Annotated in this window: 18 protein-coding genes and 1 tRNA gene; 8 read left to right on the top strand and 11 right to left on the bottom strand. The window is 65.7% G+C overall.

What is annotated here, in order from left to right; translation table 11 throughout:
• Complete coding sequence (locus AC5ZFO_RS03860) at positions 1-1,890, top strand: PQQ-binding-like beta-propeller repeat protein (protein ID WP_282519812.1); 1,890 nt, start codon at positions 1-3, stop codon at positions 1,888-1,890.
• Between the two features lie 136 nt (positions 1,891-2,026).
• Here AC5ZFO_RS03860 and AC5ZFO_RS03855 read toward each other — a convergent pair whose 3' ends face one another.
• Positions 2,027-2,251 (bottom strand): cysteine rich repeat-containing protein, encoded by a 225-nt coding sequence (locus tag AC5ZFO_RS03855; RefSeq protein ID WP_282519813.1) that lies wholly within the window; start codon positions 2,249-2,251, stop codon positions 2,027-2,029.
• A 226-nt stretch (positions 2,252-2,477) separates the two neighbouring features.
• Here AC5ZFO_RS03855 and AC5ZFO_RS03850 point away from each other — a divergent pair, with 226 nt between their 5' ends.
• Entirely contained in the window at positions 2,478-2,759 is a 282-nt protein-coding gene (locus AC5ZFO_RS03850) for a hypothetical protein (RefSeq protein WP_282519814.1), read from the top strand.
• A gap of 137 nt (positions 2,760-2,896) precedes the next feature.
• Here AC5ZFO_RS03850 and AC5ZFO_RS03845 read toward each other — a convergent pair whose 3' ends face one another.
• The 4 genes from AC5ZFO_RS03845 to AC5ZFO_RS03830 form a co-directional block, all read right to left on the bottom strand.
• Positions 2,897-4,828 carry a sensor histidine kinase gene (locus AC5ZFO_RS03845; RefSeq protein ID WP_282519815.1) on the bottom strand — a complete coding sequence of 644 codons (1,932 nt, stop codon included), beginning with the start codon at positions 4,826-4,828 and terminating at the stop codon, positions 2,897-2,899.
• Entirely contained in the window at positions 4,825-5,508 is a 684-nt protein-coding gene (locus AC5ZFO_RS03840) for a response regulator transcription factor (protein ID WP_282519816.1), read from the bottom strand. Before AC5ZFO_RS03840 ends, AC5ZFO_RS03845 begins: the two co-directional genes overlap by 4 nt.
• Positions 5,509-5,640: 132 nt before the next feature.
• Positions 5,641-8,337 carry a T6SS phospholipase effector Tle1-like catalytic domain-containing protein gene (locus AC5ZFO_RS03835; RefSeq protein WP_496121418.1) on the bottom strand — a complete coding sequence of 899 codons (2,697 nt, stop codon included), beginning with the start codon at positions 8,335-8,337 and terminating at the stop codon, positions 5,641-5,643.
• A gap of 270 nt (positions 8,338-8,607) precedes the next feature.
• Complete coding sequence (locus AC5ZFO_RS03830; RefSeq protein WP_028147346.1) at positions 8,608-8,841, bottom strand: hypothetical protein; 234 nt, start codon at positions 8,839-8,841, stop codon at positions 8,608-8,610.
• Between the two features lie 125 nt (positions 8,842-8,966).
• On the opposite strand from AC5ZFO_RS03830, the gene AC5ZFO_RS03825 reads away from it, so the two are divergent.
• On the top strand, positions 8,967-9,428 hold the full coding sequence (locus AC5ZFO_RS03825) for a DUF6314 family protein (RefSeq protein WP_282519818.1): 462 nt from the start codon (positions 8,967-8,969) through the stop codon (positions 9,426-9,428).
• A gap of 34 nt (positions 9,429-9,462) precedes the next feature.
• On the opposite strand, the gene AC5ZFO_RS03820 is transcribed toward AC5ZFO_RS03825, so the two are convergent.
• Entirely contained in the window at positions 9,463-9,765 is a 303-nt protein-coding gene (locus tag AC5ZFO_RS03820; protein ID WP_282519819.1) for a hypothetical protein, read from the bottom strand.
• Positions 9,766-9,938: 173 nt separating this feature from the next.
• Positions 9,939-10,023, bottom strand: a tRNA-Leu gene (locus tag AC5ZFO_RS03815).
• Between the two features lie 158 nt (positions 10,024-10,181).
• On the opposite strand from AC5ZFO_RS03815, the gene AC5ZFO_RS03810 reads away from it, so the two are divergent.
• On the top strand, positions 10,182-10,724 hold the full coding sequence (locus tag AC5ZFO_RS03810) for a disulfide bond formation protein B (protein ID WP_282519820.1): 543 nt from the start codon (positions 10,182-10,184) through the stop codon (positions 10,722-10,724).
• 118 nt (positions 10,725-10,842) lie between these two features.
• Here AC5ZFO_RS03810 and AC5ZFO_RS03805 read toward each other — a convergent pair whose 3' ends face one another.
• The gene (locus AC5ZFO_RS03805; protein WP_282519821.1) at positions 10,843-11,928 is read right to left on the bottom strand and encodes an AbrB family transcriptional regulator; all 1,086 of its coding nucleotides are present in this window, start codon (positions 11,926-11,928) and stop codon (positions 10,843-10,845) included.
• 101 nt (positions 11,929-12,029) lie between these two features.
• Complete coding sequence (locus tag AC5ZFO_RS03800; RefSeq protein ID WP_028159200.1) at positions 12,030-12,320, bottom strand: PsiF family protein; 291 nt, start codon at positions 12,318-12,320, stop codon at positions 12,030-12,032.
• 199 nt (positions 12,321-12,519) lie between these two features.
• Here AC5ZFO_RS03800 and AC5ZFO_RS03795 point away from each other — a divergent pair, with 199 nt between their 5' ends.
• Entirely contained in the window at positions 12,520-13,011 is a 492-nt protein-coding gene (locus AC5ZFO_RS03795; RefSeq protein ID WP_282519823.1) for a hypothetical protein, read from the top strand.
• Between the two features lie 40 nt (positions 13,012-13,051).
• Here AC5ZFO_RS03795 and AC5ZFO_RS03790 read toward each other — a convergent pair whose 3' ends face one another.
• Positions 13,052-13,600: a TetR/AcrR family transcriptional regulator gene (locus AC5ZFO_RS03790; RefSeq protein ID WP_282519824.1), complete on the bottom strand. Its 549-nt coding sequence runs from the start codon at positions 13,598-13,600 to the stop codon at positions 13,052-13,054.
• A gap of 105 nt (positions 13,601-13,705) precedes the next feature.
• On the opposite strand from AC5ZFO_RS03790, the gene AC5ZFO_RS03785 reads away from it, so the two are divergent.
• The 3 genes from AC5ZFO_RS03785 (at position 13,706) to AC5ZFO_RS03775 (ending at position 15,375) form a co-directional block, all read left to right on the top strand.
• A complete protein-coding gene (locus tag AC5ZFO_RS03785) occupies positions 13,706-14,137 on the top strand; it encodes an acyl-CoA thioesterase (protein ID WP_282519825.1) in 432 nt (143 codons plus the stop codon).
• Between the two features lie 3 nt (positions 14,138-14,140).
• Positions 14,141-14,617 (top strand): PaaI family thioesterase, encoded by a 477-nt coding sequence (locus tag AC5ZFO_RS03780; RefSeq protein ID WP_282519826.1) that lies wholly within the window; start codon positions 14,141-14,143, stop codon positions 14,615-14,617.
• 98 nt (positions 14,618-14,715) lie between these two features.
• Entirely contained in the window at positions 14,716-15,375 is a 660-nt protein-coding gene (locus AC5ZFO_RS03775; protein WP_028147336.1) for a DsbA family protein, read from the top strand.
• A 78-nt stretch (positions 15,376-15,453) separates the two neighbouring features.
• On the opposite strand, the gene AC5ZFO_RS03770 is transcribed toward AC5ZFO_RS03775, so the two are convergent.
• Positions 15,454-15,660 carry a hypothetical protein gene (locus AC5ZFO_RS03770; protein WP_282519827.1) on the bottom strand — a complete coding sequence of 69 codons (207 nt, stop codon included), beginning with the start codon at positions 15,658-15,660 and terminating at the stop codon, positions 15,454-15,456.
• Between the last annotated feature and the right edge of the window lie 55 nt (positions 15,661-15,715).

Below are 15,715 nucleotides of genomic sequence, written 5' to 3'. Positions count from 1 at the left end.
ATGGTGGCCTCCGTCACGACCCGCAGCTACGACCGTGCCCGTACCGGTACGAACAATTCCGAGACGGTGCTGACGGCGACCGCCGTCCGCACCAGGGGCATCGTCAAACTCTTCAGCCTTCCGATCCCCGACGATCCCAGGCTCGAGGCGCAGCCGCTGGCGGTCGGCGGCGTGCACACAGCCGACGGCAAGACCCGCGACCTGATCTTCCAGGCCAGCATGGGCAATTGGGTCTATGCATTCGACGCTGTGACCGGCGAGAAGATCTGGGCGACCAACCTCGGACGTCCCATCGTCGGAACGAGGGCCATCGACGGCCACATGACCAACGTCCATTGGGGCATTCTCTCGACCCCGGTGATCGACGAGGGGGCGGGCATTCTGTATGCCTGCGCCTGGATCAGCGACGACGGCAGCGTGGCCAAGGGGCAGCATTTCCTCGCGGCGCTGCGGATCCGCGACGGCTCGAAGGTTCACGGGCTGCTGAACCTGGAGGGCGCGGTCTACACGCCGCCGAACGGCCTGCCGGTGCAGAAATTCGTCTCGGCCCAACGCAAGCAGCGCAGCGCCCTGACGCTGACGCGGAACCACGTGCTGATTCCCTTCGGCACGATCGCCGAGACGTCGAAGACGGCGCGCGGCTGGCTGCTCGCGGTCGACGTCCATGCCTGGCGGCTCGCAGCGTCGTGGTGCTCCACCGTCACCGGCTCCGGCGGCGGGCTGTGGCAGAGCGGGGCCGGCCCGGCCCTCGCTCCTGACGGTTCAATCTACGTCATCACCGGCAATGGAGCGTTCTCGCCGCAGCATGGCGACTTCGGCGAGAGCATCGTGCGGCTCGCCTTGCACACAGGAAACAATGCGCATTTCGAGGTCATGTCGTGGTGGGCGCCATGGACCGACGCCAACCGGGTCGGCGCGGCCGCGGACGCAGCAGCCGACGATGACGACAATGACGAACCGGCGTTGCCGTCGAACGTTTACCTGCCCTCCGTGATCGCGCATGCAAGGCGCATGGGAATGCCACTGAAGCCGCGGTATGCGCGCGAGATGCCGCATGTCGCGGTCACCTCGGGTCGCAGTGCAACCGATGCGCAGATCGCGCCGGTCGTGGCGCATCACATGGAGGCGATGAACGAGTCGATGTGGGGCGACCAGGATTTCGGCTCCGGCGGTCCGGTCTATGTCGCCTCCGCCCATGCCATTCTGGCCGCGGGCAAGGACGGCATCCTCTACACCGGCAATGCCAATGCGCTCGGCAAGACCCAGCCGGGCGAACTTGCGGCCGGCCATTTCGCGGCGAATTACAATAGGCTTCTCATGCCGCCGATCCTGTACACATATTTCGATCCCGCCGTGCCGCCGGCGCCGGCGTCACCGACGGAGCTGAACCTGTTTCCCGGCGGCGCGACGCGGCATCTGCATGGCACGCCGCTGCTGTTCCAGTCCGCCACCCACGGCACCATGCATTTCGTCGGCGGCGAGAACAGCGCCTTGCGGGCCTGGTCGATTGCGGCCGACGGGAGAACGACCTATCTCGCCGGGGGCAACGAGATCGCTTCGCCGCAATCGCCGCGTCCGCCGGGCGGCATGCCCGGCTGGGGCATCACGCTTGCCGCCAACAACGGCACCGATGGCATCATCGTGGCGATGGTGCCCTATCAGGACAGCAACATGATTCTCAGTCCGGGCCGCTTCCTGGTCTATGACGCGCAGAATTTCGCCACCAATCCGGATGGCTCCAAGCGGCTCCAGGTGATCTGGGACAGCGAGGACTGGGGGCCGGAGCACGCCTTCATGCATCCCAAGTTCAACCGTCCGATCGTCTGGAAAGGCCGCATCTATCGCCCGACTTATGACGGCCGCATCGATGTCTATGGCCTGACGAACTAGCTGCTGTCCCTCTCCCTTCTTCGCGGGAGAGGGTGGCTCGCGGCAGAGCGTCTCTGCTCTTGGTGCGTCGAAGCAACTCTCATCCGCCTTGCCATTGGCAAGGCACCTTCTCCCACAGGACAGGGGGGGAAGAAGATCACCTGCCGTGCGACTCCACCACCTTGCGGCAAGCATCCGAGAGCTTTGTCTTGTTCTCGCGCAGGCAGGCATTCATCTGCGGCGGCTTGCCGATATGTTCGGCGCAGTATTTGCCGGCGTCGCTGCGGCAGGCCATCTGCTCCTGCGGCGTCGGACCGGATTGCGCAGCGGCGGGCAGGATGGCGGCAGCGAGCAGCAGCGCGGCAAGAACTGAAGTCTTCATGAAGCACCTCTTTGGGATTGTGACGGGTCCCGCTGGGATCGGGTGAGCCGGACCATCTCGCGAAGGCCCGTTGCCGGTCCATGCCATGTTCATGGCATCGGCTCGCTCGGCGCACCCCCATCTTCATGGCATGTATCCGCGCGCCGTCTTTTGCCATTCAGGCTGCACGTCGGCTGCGAAACCCGGTGATTGCATCGGGGCGCCGAACGGGAAGCAGGAGAGCAAGATGTCGAAAAAAGTGGGAGCGCTGAGCGCCGGGCTGACGGTCATGATGCTCGCGGGCGCGGCGATGGTGTCGCTGGGCACGAGCCCGGCGCAGGCGCTGGTCTATTGCAAGACGGTCGGCGTGCCGAAGGGCTGCGTGGTGCGGCCGACCGGGGCGGTGGTGGTCGCGCCGGCCGCCGCGGTCGCGGTGGCGACGCCCGGAGTCGGCGCGCCCGGCGTCGGCGTTCGTGCGGGAACGCCGATGAATCGCGGCGGCCCGGTCAATCGCGTCGGCGTGCGCTGACGATCTCGTTTGATTGAGTTGATTGCATCGCTTCGGGCGAAAGGATGGCTTGCGGACGAACCCCCCGTCCTCCGCATGACGATCATCCGGCCCGTTCCCTCTCTCCGTGCGTCCCACACGCTCGGGGAGGGGGCTTTTCAGCCCGTGGCGGCGGCGTCGCTATCGGGAAAGGTTTTCGGCAGTTGCAGCCGTACGCGCGTGCCCGAGGCATCCGAGGCCAGATCCAGCAACGCGCCGCAGCGCGCGGCGCGGCTTCGCATGTTGCGCAGACCCCGCGCGGTCTGGCCCGCATTGCCGGCTTCGCCGTTGCCGGACAGGGCAAAGCCCTTGCCGTCGTCGGCGACGCTGATCATGCCACGCGATCCTTGGCCGCTCTCTTGGCCATCGTCGAGCGTCTCGATGGTCACAACGATATGGCGCGCCTGCGCATGCTTGACCGCGTTGGTCACGGCCTCGTCGAGGATGCGCACGATCTGGATGACGTGCCATGGCCGCAGTTCAGGATGCAGCGGCAGGCCCTGTGGCGTCGCCACGTGCCATCCGAGGGCGACGTCGTGCGGCCGCAATTGTGCCGTCGCGCGCTCGCGCCAGGAGCCGAGCGCTAGCATCAGGTCGCCGCCGATGTCGTCCATGGAATCGATGACGAGGCGCAGATCCTTCAACGCGGCGCGCGCAGCGTCCGTGATGCCTGAGCTCTCGTGTCCACGCTCGGAAAGCGCGACGATGCTGACGAGCTGGCCGCCGAGGCCGTCATGCAGGTCGCGCATCAGCCGCGTGCGCTCGTTGGCGAGTGCGGCGGCCCGCGCGCGCTCCTCCTCGCGCGCAAAGCTCGCCTTCAGCCGCTCCTCCGCCTCGCGCACGCGCGTCACGAGCTGGCTGGCAAAACTGTCGACCTGGTTCAGGGCGCGGGCGAAGCGCCAGGTCAGCCCGGCGCCGATCGCGACCAGCATCGCCGAATAGGACAGGCGCGAGACAAAGATGCGCTCGTTGGTCATGATCTCGAACACCGACAGCATGTCGTGGACCCAGCAGGTCAGCACGATGGTCACTGCGCAGCCAAGCGTGAAGCTTGCGGCGTCCTGCCTCCGCACCACTTGTGTCGCCGTGATGCTGGCCATCAGCAACAGACAGACGCCGACCATGGGAATGCCAAGGACCAGGAAGAGAATGCGCGGCAGCGGCGGGCCGCCCACCAGTCCGACCGCGAACACCACGATGCCCGGCACGAACAGCAGCGCGCCATAGCGCGGCCAGTGCCAACCAAAGAACAGCAGGGCGAAGACGACGATCAGCGCGCTTTCCGTCGGCGCCGACGCCAGCAGCACGGCGGCCAGCCGCGATGTCGTGGCCGGCGGCACCGGCGGCGGCACGAACGCCTGCACCACGCCGAGCACCATCGCCACCGCCAGCACGCCATAGACCGGCTCGCGGCGCCGCATCAGCCACATGATAGCGAGGATGACGGCGAGGATCGATTGCCAGGCGGAGAACACCACGGGCAGCGTGACGAACAGCAATGTGCGAGTCTCGTAGGACGGACGCAGGGCAGCATCCGGCCCGACATAGACGGTATCGAGAAAGCCCTTCAGCGGTCCCCAGACGAACAGCCGCAGCGCGATCTCGTTGTCGCCGTCATGCAGCAGCGAGGCGGGGATGAGCGCGATCTGCGGCGTGTTGCGGTCTGGCCGGTTGGCGTTGGCATCGCGGCGGGAGTCGAGCACGACGACGCCGTTGACGGCGACCTCCACCGCGTTGCTGAAGCGCGGCAGGAATACGGACCATCCGGCATCGCCGTTTCTGAAAGTGAAGGTGCCGGTGTAGAGCGGAGGATCCGACAGCGAATAGCGCGACGACGTGAAATGGGGCAGCGCCACGGGACGGCTCGCGCCGTCCTCCCGCAGCGAAAATCCGCTCACTGCGAAATCGTCGGGGTCGCTGGGCTGGAGCAGCCGCAGCCCCAGGATGGTGACGATCACGATCAAGACCTGGAGCAGCAGATAAGGCACCAGGCGCGCCGCGATCAGCCGGCGCCGCGGTCGCGCGGGGGCCCTCGCCGCAATCTCGCTCACAGCTTGATCAGGCCCTGCTGCACCGCCTCGAACACCGCTTCACTGCGCGTGTGCACTTCGAGCTTGCGATAGATGTTCTTGATGTGGCCGGGCACGGTCTGTCTGGACAGGCCGAGATGGCTCGCGATCTCGGCGTAGCTGAAACCCTTTGCGATGCCCCAGAGGATATCGATCTCGCGCGGCGTGAGTCGCGCGGTGTTGAGCACGGGCCCCCGCGGCGGCTCGGCCGAACTCGGCGCGGCGCCTTGCGTTCTGCGTACGATGAAACGGGCGATCGAGGCCGAGATCGGCGAATGGCCGGCGACCAGATCGCGCACGGTGGTGGCGATGTCGGTCGGGAAGGCGTCCTTCAGGAGATAGCCGGTGGCGCCGACGGCGATCGCCGAGATCACGCTCTCCTCGTCGCCGAGCGCCGAGATCACCATGATCTCGGTGTCGGGAAAGCGCTGCCGGGTCTCGCGGATCAGCTCGATGCCATGGCCGTCGGGCAGCCGCAGATCGGTCAGCAGCACGCGCGGCGCGCCGCCGTTCAGGGTCTGGCGCGCCTCGCCGAGCGTGGCTGCGCTGCGCACCTTGTAGCCGGCCTTGACCGGCGCATCCTGGAGCCGCCAGCAGGTCGGCGCGTCGTCCTCGACGAGGAGGATGGTGATGGCCTCACCCGTCTCGCCCTGTTCGCTCATGTTCGTCGTCCCGCACCGCGTGTCCCCCGCGGCGCGAGGCCAAGTTTAGCCGCGGCGCGGACGCCGCGACACCCATAATCATGGGGGCGGCAAGGCGGTGTTCGACGCGACTGGCTGCGACGACGGTCGCGGCTAGTTCGTCGGTGGCGGGGCTGGCAGGCGCTGGACCCGGATCGTCGCCGTACCGCTGTTGTTGTTGTAGAACTGGACGCGTGGCCCCTGCAGGGGAACGAGCCACCGCGGCGTATACCGCAACGGTACGACTTGCGGGAAGAGCTGGACGGCGTCGTTGACGTAGAAGAACAGCTCGCCCGCCTCGGGCGCCACGAACTCGGCAACGAGCAGATCGGACAATCCCTGACTGCGCCATAGGGCACGTGCTGCGGGCAGCGCTTCAGGGGGGATCGGCTCGAAATCTCCGAATGGACGCCAGACTCGCCTCAACTCGCTGTCCGGTTTCCTGAACTCCGCGGAGTCCTCGACATGGATGGGGTAATTGTCCTTGGAGTTGTCCTCATACGCCGGCACGGTCGCGTTGACCCGACGCGGCAACTCGTCGGCCGGGATAGTGTTGACGGCAAGCAGCGGCAGATTGTTCGATCCCTTGGCGCCGACCCGCACGATCGGCTGGAACCAGTCTGCGCCGTAGAGCCGCAGGATCGGCACCGCCGAGCGATGGGTCAGATCCGGCGGGGTCTTGAAGCCGTTCAGGCCGGTCATGATGGTGCGGTCGAACCAGGGATCGGCCATTTGAATCCAGACGCGATATTTGCGCCCCTTCTCGACCGCGAGCCTGCTCGCCCAGCAAAAATCGCTGACGTCGAACAACTCGCCGTCGCGGGCCGTCACCGACACGTCACCGACCGCGCGTGCAGATTTGCTGCTGACGCAAATGTCGCCGGTGCCTTCGCTCCAGTCGAGATAGCTGCGGGACACCAGCAGCAGCGCGGAACCAAAAATGGCGACGAGGAAAATGCCCGGCAGCAGGACGTTGGTGAATGCCATGCGCACCGGCCACGCGTGCAGTCGCATCCAGCGTCCAATTGCGAGTAGCCAGCCTGACTTGCTCACCCGGCGTCTGGAGGCCTTCCGGTCGGGCCGGTACCAAGCTAGCCGCGCGCGCTCCTGAATGCTGTCGCGCAGGGCCGCGTTCCTGTTCCAGGCGATGAGGATGACAACGACAAGAACCGTGGTGAGGAAGGGATAATAGAGAGCGATGGCAACCCATGGCGCCGCATAGGACGGCAGGACGCTCCCGAGCAGGTCGGCGAGCGGCTTGACGACCGTGCCCGTGCCGTTGTCGAACGCCGTGATCCATTTGAGCAGCGTGGTATCTTCGAGGCCGTGCTCCTTGGACGACCCCACCACCGTGCGCGCGATCCAGGGCCATGACACCAATATGCCAAGCGCGATGACCAGTGAGAAATAGGCCACGCGGCGCCACCATACGGTGTCGAGCACCTGCCTGGCCATCTCGGCATCGGGCGGACTCATCTCCGTGAATGCGTCGGCCTCGGCCGCCTTTTGCGGATCGCCGGTCCTTTCCGCGTAGGCGGATCTCATGGCCTTGCGTGTCTCGTCCTTGGTGAGCGGCAGTACCTCCCCGGTCGGCAGCAGGACCCTGGCATTCGCCGGAAGCATCAGCGGCGCGTAATTGTCACATCCGTGCAGCATGCGTTCGACGACGGCGAAGTGCACCACCGGCGATCCGCCATCTTCGATCCGGTCTCCAATCGGTCGCGGGCCGTAGCGGTACAGCACCGCGGCGCCGCCGCGTGAGTCGTGCATCGGGCCGATTGCCGACTGGTATTCGCGGAAGCGATCGATCGTCCCATCTTGGAAGCGGAGCTGGTTGCCGAGTTGCTCGACCATCCAAACCAGCGGCACGAAGGACAGGGTGGATTCTGGATAGCCGCCCCCGATGTCGGAATGAACGCCCGCGAACCATACCTCCTTGACGACTTGACCCGCGGGAAGATCGCTTTGGTCGATCCGCAGCGGGTGAAAAGTGGTGCGTTCGTCGTCTAGCGCCAGTGCATGACAGGCGTGCTTGGCCGTCTTCGATAGGCGGTGGTTACGGAAGGAGATCGGCCAGATTGCCCAGTCGATCGCGAGGCGGAGCTCCTCGACCGGGACGCCGAACGCCTCGACTGTGTCGAACAGTCCGAGGAATTCGATCTCGACGTGCTTGCGGCCGTCCATCGCTTCGCGGACCTTGGCATAGGAGCGATGGCCAAGGACGAGGTGATAGAGATAGATCAGGATGTCGCGGATCCAGCGGACGATCCAGATTGTCGGCAGGCTGCAATAGCCCACCGACTTCTTGCGATACTCGCGCCAGGCAGCCATCGTGTTGCGCTGCATTTCCGCATGCGACACCGCAACCTTGTCGATCTCCGCCGGCACCAACCCCTGGCTCGCGATCAGCGCCGCCAGTGTGCGCGCGGTGAAGGCGCCGCGGCTGAAGCCGAAGATGTAGATCTCGTCGCCCTCGCGCCAGTTCCAGCACAGGAAGCGGTAGAGCTTGCGGACATTGGAGGGAACGCCGATGCCGGTGGCGCCGTCGATGGCCGCGAGCGGCGCCCAGCCGGCGGTGCCGACGCCCTTGATGTAATGCGCGATCTGGTCGGGCTGGGTGTGGTCGAGCGCTTCATAGAGACGCCAGACGCTGGATTCCTGGGCGGTGAACGCGTTACCCGTGCCGTCGGCGAACAGCACGAGCTTGCGCTTCGACAGGGTGGCGGCAGTCCTCCCGCCCGCGCTAGCATCGTCATGGGTGTGCTTGGATCTGGCAGAATCGCTGTTCTGCGCGCCTTCATGGTGGGTCATGGGGCCGCCCCTCTGGCAATCGACGGTGAAGCACTTCAGGCCGGCGCCGTTCAGCACTCCACGATTTCAATCAATGGTTGCGTTATGAAAAACAGGTGCATTCTGTGCATAATCCCGTTGAGGTAGCAAGCGAGATCGCGTCGCCACGCGGCAGTGAAGCGCCGCGGGATAATGGTCGCGGATAACCCGGCGAGCGGGGAGAGGCCGGTGTTTCAGTCTCTACTTGCCATTGCCACGGCGCGCGCCAGCGGGATTCGCGCAACCGCGAGGCTACGGGATTTCAACCCGCGGCGGCGGATAGCGCCGCGCCAGCGCCGACAGCGGCAGGTGCCGTTCGCCTTCCGGCAGCTCCAGAAAGGCCAGCACCTGCGGCCGCTTCCAGTCGCCGATGCCGAAATCCATCGCCGTCCATTTCTGCGGCTCGGGGCCTTCGAGGCCCCGGACCCAGACGAAATAGCGGGGGAGGTCGTCGGCGTCCGCTTCCGTCGTGCGTCTCCTGGCCATCGAAGCTGCTCACTGCATCACCATTTCGCTGCGATAGGATATAGATATCGGCTCGCCGAAGTCGAACTCCCGGCTGCGGGTCCCGTGAGGCTGGACCGGCTGGTTAATTGCGCAGGTCGGAAGATATGAATGAAGCGATGATCGACGGCTGGGGTGGCGCCTCGGACGTCACGAGAAGCCTGATCGGCTCGTGGTCCTTCAACCGTGTCATCGAAGGCCAGGCTACGATGCAGGGTATCGCGACCTTCACGCCCCTGGACGGGGGGCGGCTGGCTTATCGCGAGCAGGGATATCTGAAGCTCGCTAACGGCACCACGGTGGAAGCCGAACGCGAATACGTCTTCAGCAACAGCGACGGAGGATTCAAGGTCTTCTTCAAGGAGGATCAGCCGCGGCTGTTTCACGAGATTTCACTGTCCGCATCTTCCGGAGGAGAGCTGAGCGGACGTGCGCGCCATCTTTGCAAGCACGACGACTATCAGTCGGCCTACAAGTTTCGGCCGGATGGAACGTTCGTCGTCCGTCATGTCGTATCGGGTCCGAGCAAGGACTACACGATGAACACGACCTACACGCGTCTCCCGTGATCACGCCGGCGCGATGGCGACGGCGTGCCGCCTCTCACCGCCAGAGCTCACTCTCCGCCACGCGGTTGATGTCGGCGAGCCGGCGGTCGGCGTCGGCGTTCAGGTCGATGCTGGCCACCAGCGTCAGCAGGCGGTGATAGGCGCCGTCGGCGATTTCGACCGGCAGCGGGGCCTCGTCAAAGGCCTCGACATAGCTGCCGACGAGGCCGCTCAACAGGCGGCAAAGACCGCGCTGGGCGGGATCGTCCCGGCCGAGCGTCTCGAGCTTTTGCTGAAATGTCCGGAAGGTGCGCAGGCCGTGGTGCTGTTGCGAAAGCCACGTATGCAGGTCGTTCATGTGAGCTCCTTCGAGTTACAGAAGAAGCTACCGGTTTATACAGGTGGGATGTGACGATTGGAAGGGGAGGGGAAGATTCAGGCAGTCCGTCTTCGCCAAGAGGCTTCGCCGGACACGCTTCGCCCTTTCGGTTCGGCGTGGCTGCGCCACGCGAAGCCCGAAAGGGCGAAGCGTGGTGCCCCTGGCCGGAATCGAACCAGCACTCCTTGCGGAACTCGATTTTGAGTCGAGCGCGTCTACCAATTCCGCCACAGGGGCTCCCGGTCGGCCCCTGGAAAAGGGCCTCGCAAAGCGGGCGGACTATAGCCATGGACTGGGCAGGGTCAACCCGCGCCAAAGTGATCCCGGCCGTTCTCGACAGCCGCCTGGGCCGGGGTTAGAGGCTTAAGAAAGCGACCCATCCGAGAGAGGCTGCCGTGACGACCCAGAGTGCCGCAATACCTGCATTCAGGCCGGCTGCGACCGGTCCCGCGCTGACCGCCTCGGTGCTCGTCACGCTGATTGCCGCCGCGACCATCGCCGGCGCCTGGTTCTTCCAGCTCGTGCTGGAGATCCTGCCCTGTCCGCTGTGCCTGGAGCAGCGCTACGCCTATTATCTCGCGATCCCGGTCGGTGTGCTCACGGCGCTTGCGGCGCGGAGCGGGGCGCCGCGCCCGCTGCTGCTCGCGGGCCTTGCGATCCTCGCGCTGGCGACACTCGCCAATGCCGGCCTCGGCACCTACCACTCCGGCGTCGAATGGGGTTTCTGGAAGGGCCCGACCGATTGCTCTGGTCCCGTCATCAATCTCGGCAATGCCGCCGATCTGCTGTCCAAGCTCGATACCGTGAAGGTGGTGCGCTGCGACGAGGTGCAGTGGCGCTTCCTCGGCCTCTCGCTCGCCGGCTACAACGTGCTGATCTCGCTGCTGATGGCCGCGATCGCGGCGTGGGGATTTGCGAAGACGACGAAGCGCGCGTAGCTGCCGTAGGGTGGGCAAAGGCGCGCTCTTTGCGCGCCGTGCCCACCATTCATCAACATTCACGCCAGTTGTTGGTGGGCACGCTGCGCTTTGCCCACCCTACGGGAGCCGTGTCCGCTCAATCATCCACATCGTCCTGCGTGCGGCCGAACAGGTGCACGATGCCCGGGGTCGCGATCGTCACGAAGACGAAGCGCGACAAATGATGGGCGCCGACGAAGATCGGGTCGATGTGCAGGGTGAGCGCGAGCGCCAGCATCGCGTCCATCGCGCCCGGCGCGAAGGCGACGACGACATCCGATAATTTCACCTGCGTGGTGAGCGCGACGACGCCGACGAAGATGGCGGAGACGGCGATAGCCACGGCAAACGAGCCCAGCGCCGCATGGATGTGGCCGGCGAGTGTCTTGATCCGCATCCGCGCGAAACGGCTGCCGATCAGCGCGCCGATGCCGATCAGCGCCACGCCGCGCACCCAGTTCGGCAGGCCGCCCTCGACCCAGCCTGCGCCATGCAGCACGCTGGAGGCGATCATCGCGCCGAACATCCAGCTCGCCGGAAACTTGATCAGCCGCAGCAGCAGCGCCGCGGCCAGCGAGGCCGCGACCAGCTCCACGAGCTCGAGCGGCGAGGCGATCGTCGTCGTCAGCGACGGCGCGACGGAGGGTGCCACGCCCGCGAACGCGAGCACCATCGGCAGCGCCGCGGTGAGGATGATGACGCGCATGGTCTGCACCACCGCGATGCCGGGCAGGTCGGCGCCGCGCTCGACCGCCAGGATCGTGATCTGCGACAGCGCCCCTGGGCTGCCGGCGAGAAAGGCCGAGGTGCGGTCCCAGCCATGGATGCGCTGGAGGTAATAGCTCGAGCCGAAGGTCGAGCAGAAGGTGGCGAGCGCAAGCAGCCCGATGGTGAGGGGATAGGCGCTGACCTGTTGCAGCAGATGGCGCGAGACGACCGAGCCCAGTGAAATGCCGAGCAGCACCAGCACGGTCTGGGTCAGGATCGGCGGCAGTGCCAGCTGGCGGCCGGCGATCGCGGCGATCCCGACCGCGATCATCGAGCCCGAGATCAGTCCCCCGGGAAGTCCGGCGACCAGAAACACGAGGCCGCCGGCGGTGCCGATGACGAGCGTCTCCACCGTGCTCAAGATCTTGGCACGGCTTGGCCATTCGAACGGCAGGGAGGCGGTGATTTGCTTCACACCACCTTATCGCAAATCAGCGAGAGGCACACAATTGCAGCCTCGTCATGCCGCAATGCGCGCGCCTCTCACGGACGCTCGCGAACCGTAGTGTGACGGATTTACTTCTTGTCGGCGGCGGCGGGGGCGGCGGTGCCGGCCTTCGCTTCCTTCATGCACTCACGGCGAAATTTTTTGCGCTCCTTGCCCTTCAGCGCCTTGGCGTCCGCTTGCTTGGAGCATTCGAGCGACTCCGCCGAGCGCTCCTTCGACGCCTTCTTGTCGGCGGGGGCGGCGGCAGTTGTGGTCTTGGCGTCGGTCTTGGCAGCCGGCGCGGCGGTCTGCGCGAAGGCGGTGCCGGTGGCGAGCAGGGAGGTCAGGGCGACGATGGCGAGGCGAGACGTGAAGGTCATGGTGGTGCACTCTTGCGAGATTGCGGAGGGTTGGGAACGTCGGCTCGCCTTGCTGAACGCGACATGAATAATCCGAGCCGGGGGGATCACTATATTTTGGCGGCAGGAGCCATCGCTTCCTTGTCGCGGCTGAGCGGCACGCTAGGATAGCAATCCTCGTTTCGCTTCCGTCGGGGAAGACCAAGGAGGAGGACCAAGGATGACCATTCAATCGAAATTGCTGTGTGCAGTGGCGTTGACGGGCTTTGCGGCGCTGATCGCGAGCGCGCCGGCGCAGGCGCTGACCTCGCAGGAGTGCAGCGCGAAATACCAGGCCGCCAAGAAGGACGGCTCGCTTGGCGCCACGAAGTGGAATGACTTCCGCAAGGCCCAGTGCGGTGCGGATGCGACGCCTGCCGCTGCGCCGACCGCCGCTGCTCCGGCTGCGCCCGCCGCTCCCGCCGAGCCGAAGCAGGCGAAGAAGGAGGCGGCCCCCGCTGCCGCGCCAACCCTGCCGGCCGGACCCGCGATCTATCCGAATGCGGTCGACCCGAAATACGCCAAGGAGACCGCCGGCAAGGCCCGCCTCCACACCTGCGTCGACCAGTACAACGCCAACAAGACCACCAACGGCAATGGCGGCATGAAGTGGATCGAGAAGGGCGGCGGCTATTACAGCGAGTGCAACAAGAAGCTGAAGGGCGCCGCCTGAGCTTCGACATGATGCGATGGCCGGAGCAAAGCTCCGGCCATTAGCCCAACAGCTTCTCGGCCGACTTCGCCACCAGCTGCGAGCGCTTGCGCGGACCGCGCTCGACGAACAGCAAACTCTGGCCGAAGATGAAGCAATAGAACAGGAAGGCCTGCGCCTCGGCCGCCTCGGCCTCGAGGCCGGTCGCGCGATAGAGCTCGGCGACGTGCTTGAGCCGCGCCGCGTCCACGCTCGCGACCGCCGCGGCGGCGTTTTCGTCCGAGCGGGCCCATTGCCGGATCGCGAGCTCGATCGCCATGCCCTCCGGATTAAGCCGCTCGGAATAGAGCTGGATCACCGCCTTCAGCCGCTCGCGGGGCTCTTGCCCATCGAGGCTTGTCTGCTGCGCGATTGACGCCGCACGTCCCTCGCGCCAGCGTTCCAGCATGGCATCGAGCAGCGCGGCACGGTCGGCGAAGCGGCGGTAGAAGCCGCCCTTGGTGACGCCGAGATTCTTGGCGAGCACCTCGACCCTGACACCCTCGACCCCCGAGCGGGCGAGCTCGGTAAACCCGGCCTCGACCCAGACATCGCCCTTGCCGTCGCTCATGAAGAAAGCCTCACCGGTTCTTGATACGGTACCGTATTGCTAACGCGCGGAGGCGCTGATACGCTACCGTATCAATGATCAGAGGGTGGAAAAACGGCAGGAGGAATGGCGATGCAGGAGGCGACCTATCGCGGCACGGTCTATCCGTGGCAGTGCGATCATGTCGGCCACATGAACATCATGTGGTATGTCGGCAAATTCGACGAGGCAAACTGGAATCTGTTCGCCCGCCTCGGGCTGACGCCGAGCTATCTGCGCTCTTCCGGCCGCGGCATGGCCGCCGTGCAGCAGAACATCACCTACAGGCGGGAGCTGCTTGCCGGCGACATCGTCGAGATCCGCAGCCATTTGCTGGAGGTCCGCGACAGGTCGATCCGTTTCCGGCATGACATGACCAATGCCGAGACCGGCGAGATCGCCGCGTTCTGCGACATCACCGGCGTGCACATGGACCGCAGCCAGCGGAAGTCGGCGCCGTTCACGGATGCAATCCGCGCGGTCGCTCTGCAGCATCTTGCCGAGCCGGCCGGGGCCTGAGCCATGGCCACGTTCGAGCCGAAAAATCCGGGCTATCGCGCTGCCGCCATTGCCATGTTCGACGGCCAGCCGGCGATGCGCACGCTCGGCATCGTGATCGTCCGCCTCGCGCCCGGCGAGGTCGAATTGGCCATGCTGCATTCGGCGGCCTTCACGCAGCAGAACGGATTTGTCCATGCCGGCATCATCACGGCAGGCCTCGACAATGCCTGCGGCGTCGCCGCCTTCACCCTGATGCCGCGCGAGGCCGACATCCTGACCGTCGAGTTCAAGACCACGCTGCTGGCACCCGCTCGCGGCGCCCGCTTCGTCTTCAAGGCCGAGGTGGTCAAGCCCGGTCGCACGTTGACCTTCTGCGAGGCGAGGGCCTTTGCCGAGCATGAGGGCAACACCACGCTGATCGCCACCATGACCGGGTCTCTGATGGCGATGCTGCCCCGCGCGGCGGCTTCGCCGGCGCCGGCGGCGATCCGCGCATAGCACGGCGATGACATCGCGCCCGCAACGCTCTATATGACGCGTAACAGGTCCCGGTCGCGAACCGTATTTGCAGCGATGGGACCGAAACGGGACGAGATATGGCTGGATTCAGGAACAAGGGCCTCGTGGCGACGCGGCGTGCGGCGCTGACGCTGATCGGGGCGGGTGCCCTTGCGGCAGGTCGGATCACCTCTGCGCGCGCGGCCGCCGCCGATGACGAGGTGCTGACCGAAGCCAAGGTGCTGCGCGACCCCGATGTTCCCGTTGCCGGTAATCCCGACGGCAACATCAGCATTATCGAATGGTCCGACTACAATTGTCCCTATTGCCGCAAGCTGGAGCCGGAGCTGCGCCAGGTCGTCCAGGACGACGGCAAGGTGAGGCTGGTGATGAAGGATTGGCCGATCCTCGGGCCGGTCTCGGTCACCGCGGCGCGGATCGCGCTCGCGGCGAAATTCCAGGACAAATACCATCAGGCGCATGACGCCATGATGGGTGTCAGCTCGCGCCTGACGGAGCCGCGCATCAACGAGCTACTCGCGGCCGCCGGCGTCGACATGGACCGCTTGAAGCGCGATCTCACCGACCGCGCCAAGGACATCGACGCCGTCCTCAAGCGCAACAACGAGCAGGCCGAAGCCTTCGGCTTCAGCGGTACCCCCTCCTTCATCGTTGGCAAGTACCGCGTACCGGGCGTGCTCAGCATGACCGAGTTCGAGCAGGTCATCGCCGATGCCCGCAAGGCCAAGATGAACTGACGCGACCGGATCGATCGCCGTCAACGCAAAGGCGCCGCCGCGGACCCGCGACGGCGCCTTGTTCGTGATACGGCGTCGTTATTTCGACGAGATGCGGACCCAGTCCTTGTGCGTGCGATCGCGTAGCGCATCCCAATCGGCCTTGGCGACGTCCCAGTTCACGATGGTGCGGTTGGTCGTCGCGACCTCGCCATTGGCGACCGACGACGTCTGCATGGAATCATAGACGTACACGCCGCAACCGAGCAGCAGCGCGCCCAAAATCATTCCGAAAAACGTCTGCATCTGCGAACCTCCGGTGACGGGCGATAACGTCGGCCCGGAGTGATGGTTCCGCGGC

This window comes from Bradyrhizobium sp. Unk1, assembly GCF_059512345.1.
This window is presented reverse-complemented; position numbering and strand designations above follow the sequence as displayed.

What these genes read in the sequence shown, in the direction of transcription:
- AC5ZFO_RS03860 (WP_282519812.1), top strand. Translation starts at nt 1, where the DNA reads ATGGTGGCCTCCGTCACGACCCGCAGCTACGACCGTGCCCGTACCGGT.
- AC5ZFO_RS03855 (WP_282519813.1), bottom strand. Translation starts at nt 2,251, where the DNA reads ATGAAGACTTCAGTTCTTGCCGCGCTGCTGCTCGCTGCCGCCATCCTG.
- AC5ZFO_RS03850 (WP_282519814.1), top strand. Translation starts at nt 2,478, where the DNA reads ATGTCGAAAAAAGTGGGAGCGCTGAGCGCCGGGCTGACGGTCATGATG.
- AC5ZFO_RS03840 (WP_282519816.1), bottom strand. Translation starts at nt 5,508, where the DNA reads ATGAGCGAACAGGGCGAGACGGGTGAGGCCATCACCATCCTCCTCGTC.
- AC5ZFO_RS03835 (WP_496121418.1), bottom strand. Translation starts at nt 8,337, where the DNA reads ATGACCCACCATGAAGGCGCGCAGAACAGCGATTCTGCCAGATCCAAG.
- AC5ZFO_RS03830 (WP_028147346.1), bottom strand. Translation starts at nt 8,841, where the DNA reads ATGGCCAGGAGACGCACGACGGAAGCGGACGCCGACGACCTCCCCCGC.
- AC5ZFO_RS03825 (WP_282519818.1), top strand. Translation starts at nt 8,967, where the DNA reads ATGAATGAAGCGATGATCGACGGCTGGGGTGGCGCCTCGGACGTCACG.
- AC5ZFO_RS03820 (WP_282519819.1), bottom strand. Translation starts at nt 9,765, where the DNA reads ATGAACGACCTGCATACGTGGCTTTCGCAACAGCACCACGGCCTGCGC.
- AC5ZFO_RS03800 (WP_028159200.1), bottom strand. Translation starts at nt 12,320, where the DNA reads ATGACCTTCACGTCTCGCCTCGCCATCGTCGCCCTGACCTCCCTGCTC.
- AC5ZFO_RS03795 (WP_282519823.1), top strand. Translation starts at nt 12,520, where the DNA reads ATGACCATTCAATCGAAATTGCTGTGTGCAGTGGCGTTGACGGGCTTT.
- AC5ZFO_RS03790 (WP_282519824.1), bottom strand. Translation starts at nt 13,600, where the DNA reads ATGAGCGACGGCAAGGGCGATGTCTGGGTCGAGGCCGGGTTTACCGAG.
- AC5ZFO_RS03785 (WP_282519825.1), top strand. Translation starts at nt 13,706, where the DNA reads ATGGCGATGCAGGAGGCGACCTATCGCGGCACGGTCTATCCGTGGCAG.
- AC5ZFO_RS03780 (WP_282519826.1), top strand. Translation starts at nt 14,141, where the DNA reads ATGGCCACGTTCGAGCCGAAAAATCCGGGCTATCGCGCTGCCGCCATT.
- AC5ZFO_RS03775 (WP_028147336.1), top strand. Translation starts at nt 14,716, where the DNA reads ATGGCTGGATTCAGGAACAAGGGCCTCGTGGCGACGCGGCGTGCGGCG.
- AC5ZFO_RS03770 (WP_282519827.1), bottom strand. Translation starts at nt 15,660, where the DNA reads ATGCAGACGTTTTTCGGAATGATTTTGGGCGCGCTGCTGCTCGGTTGC.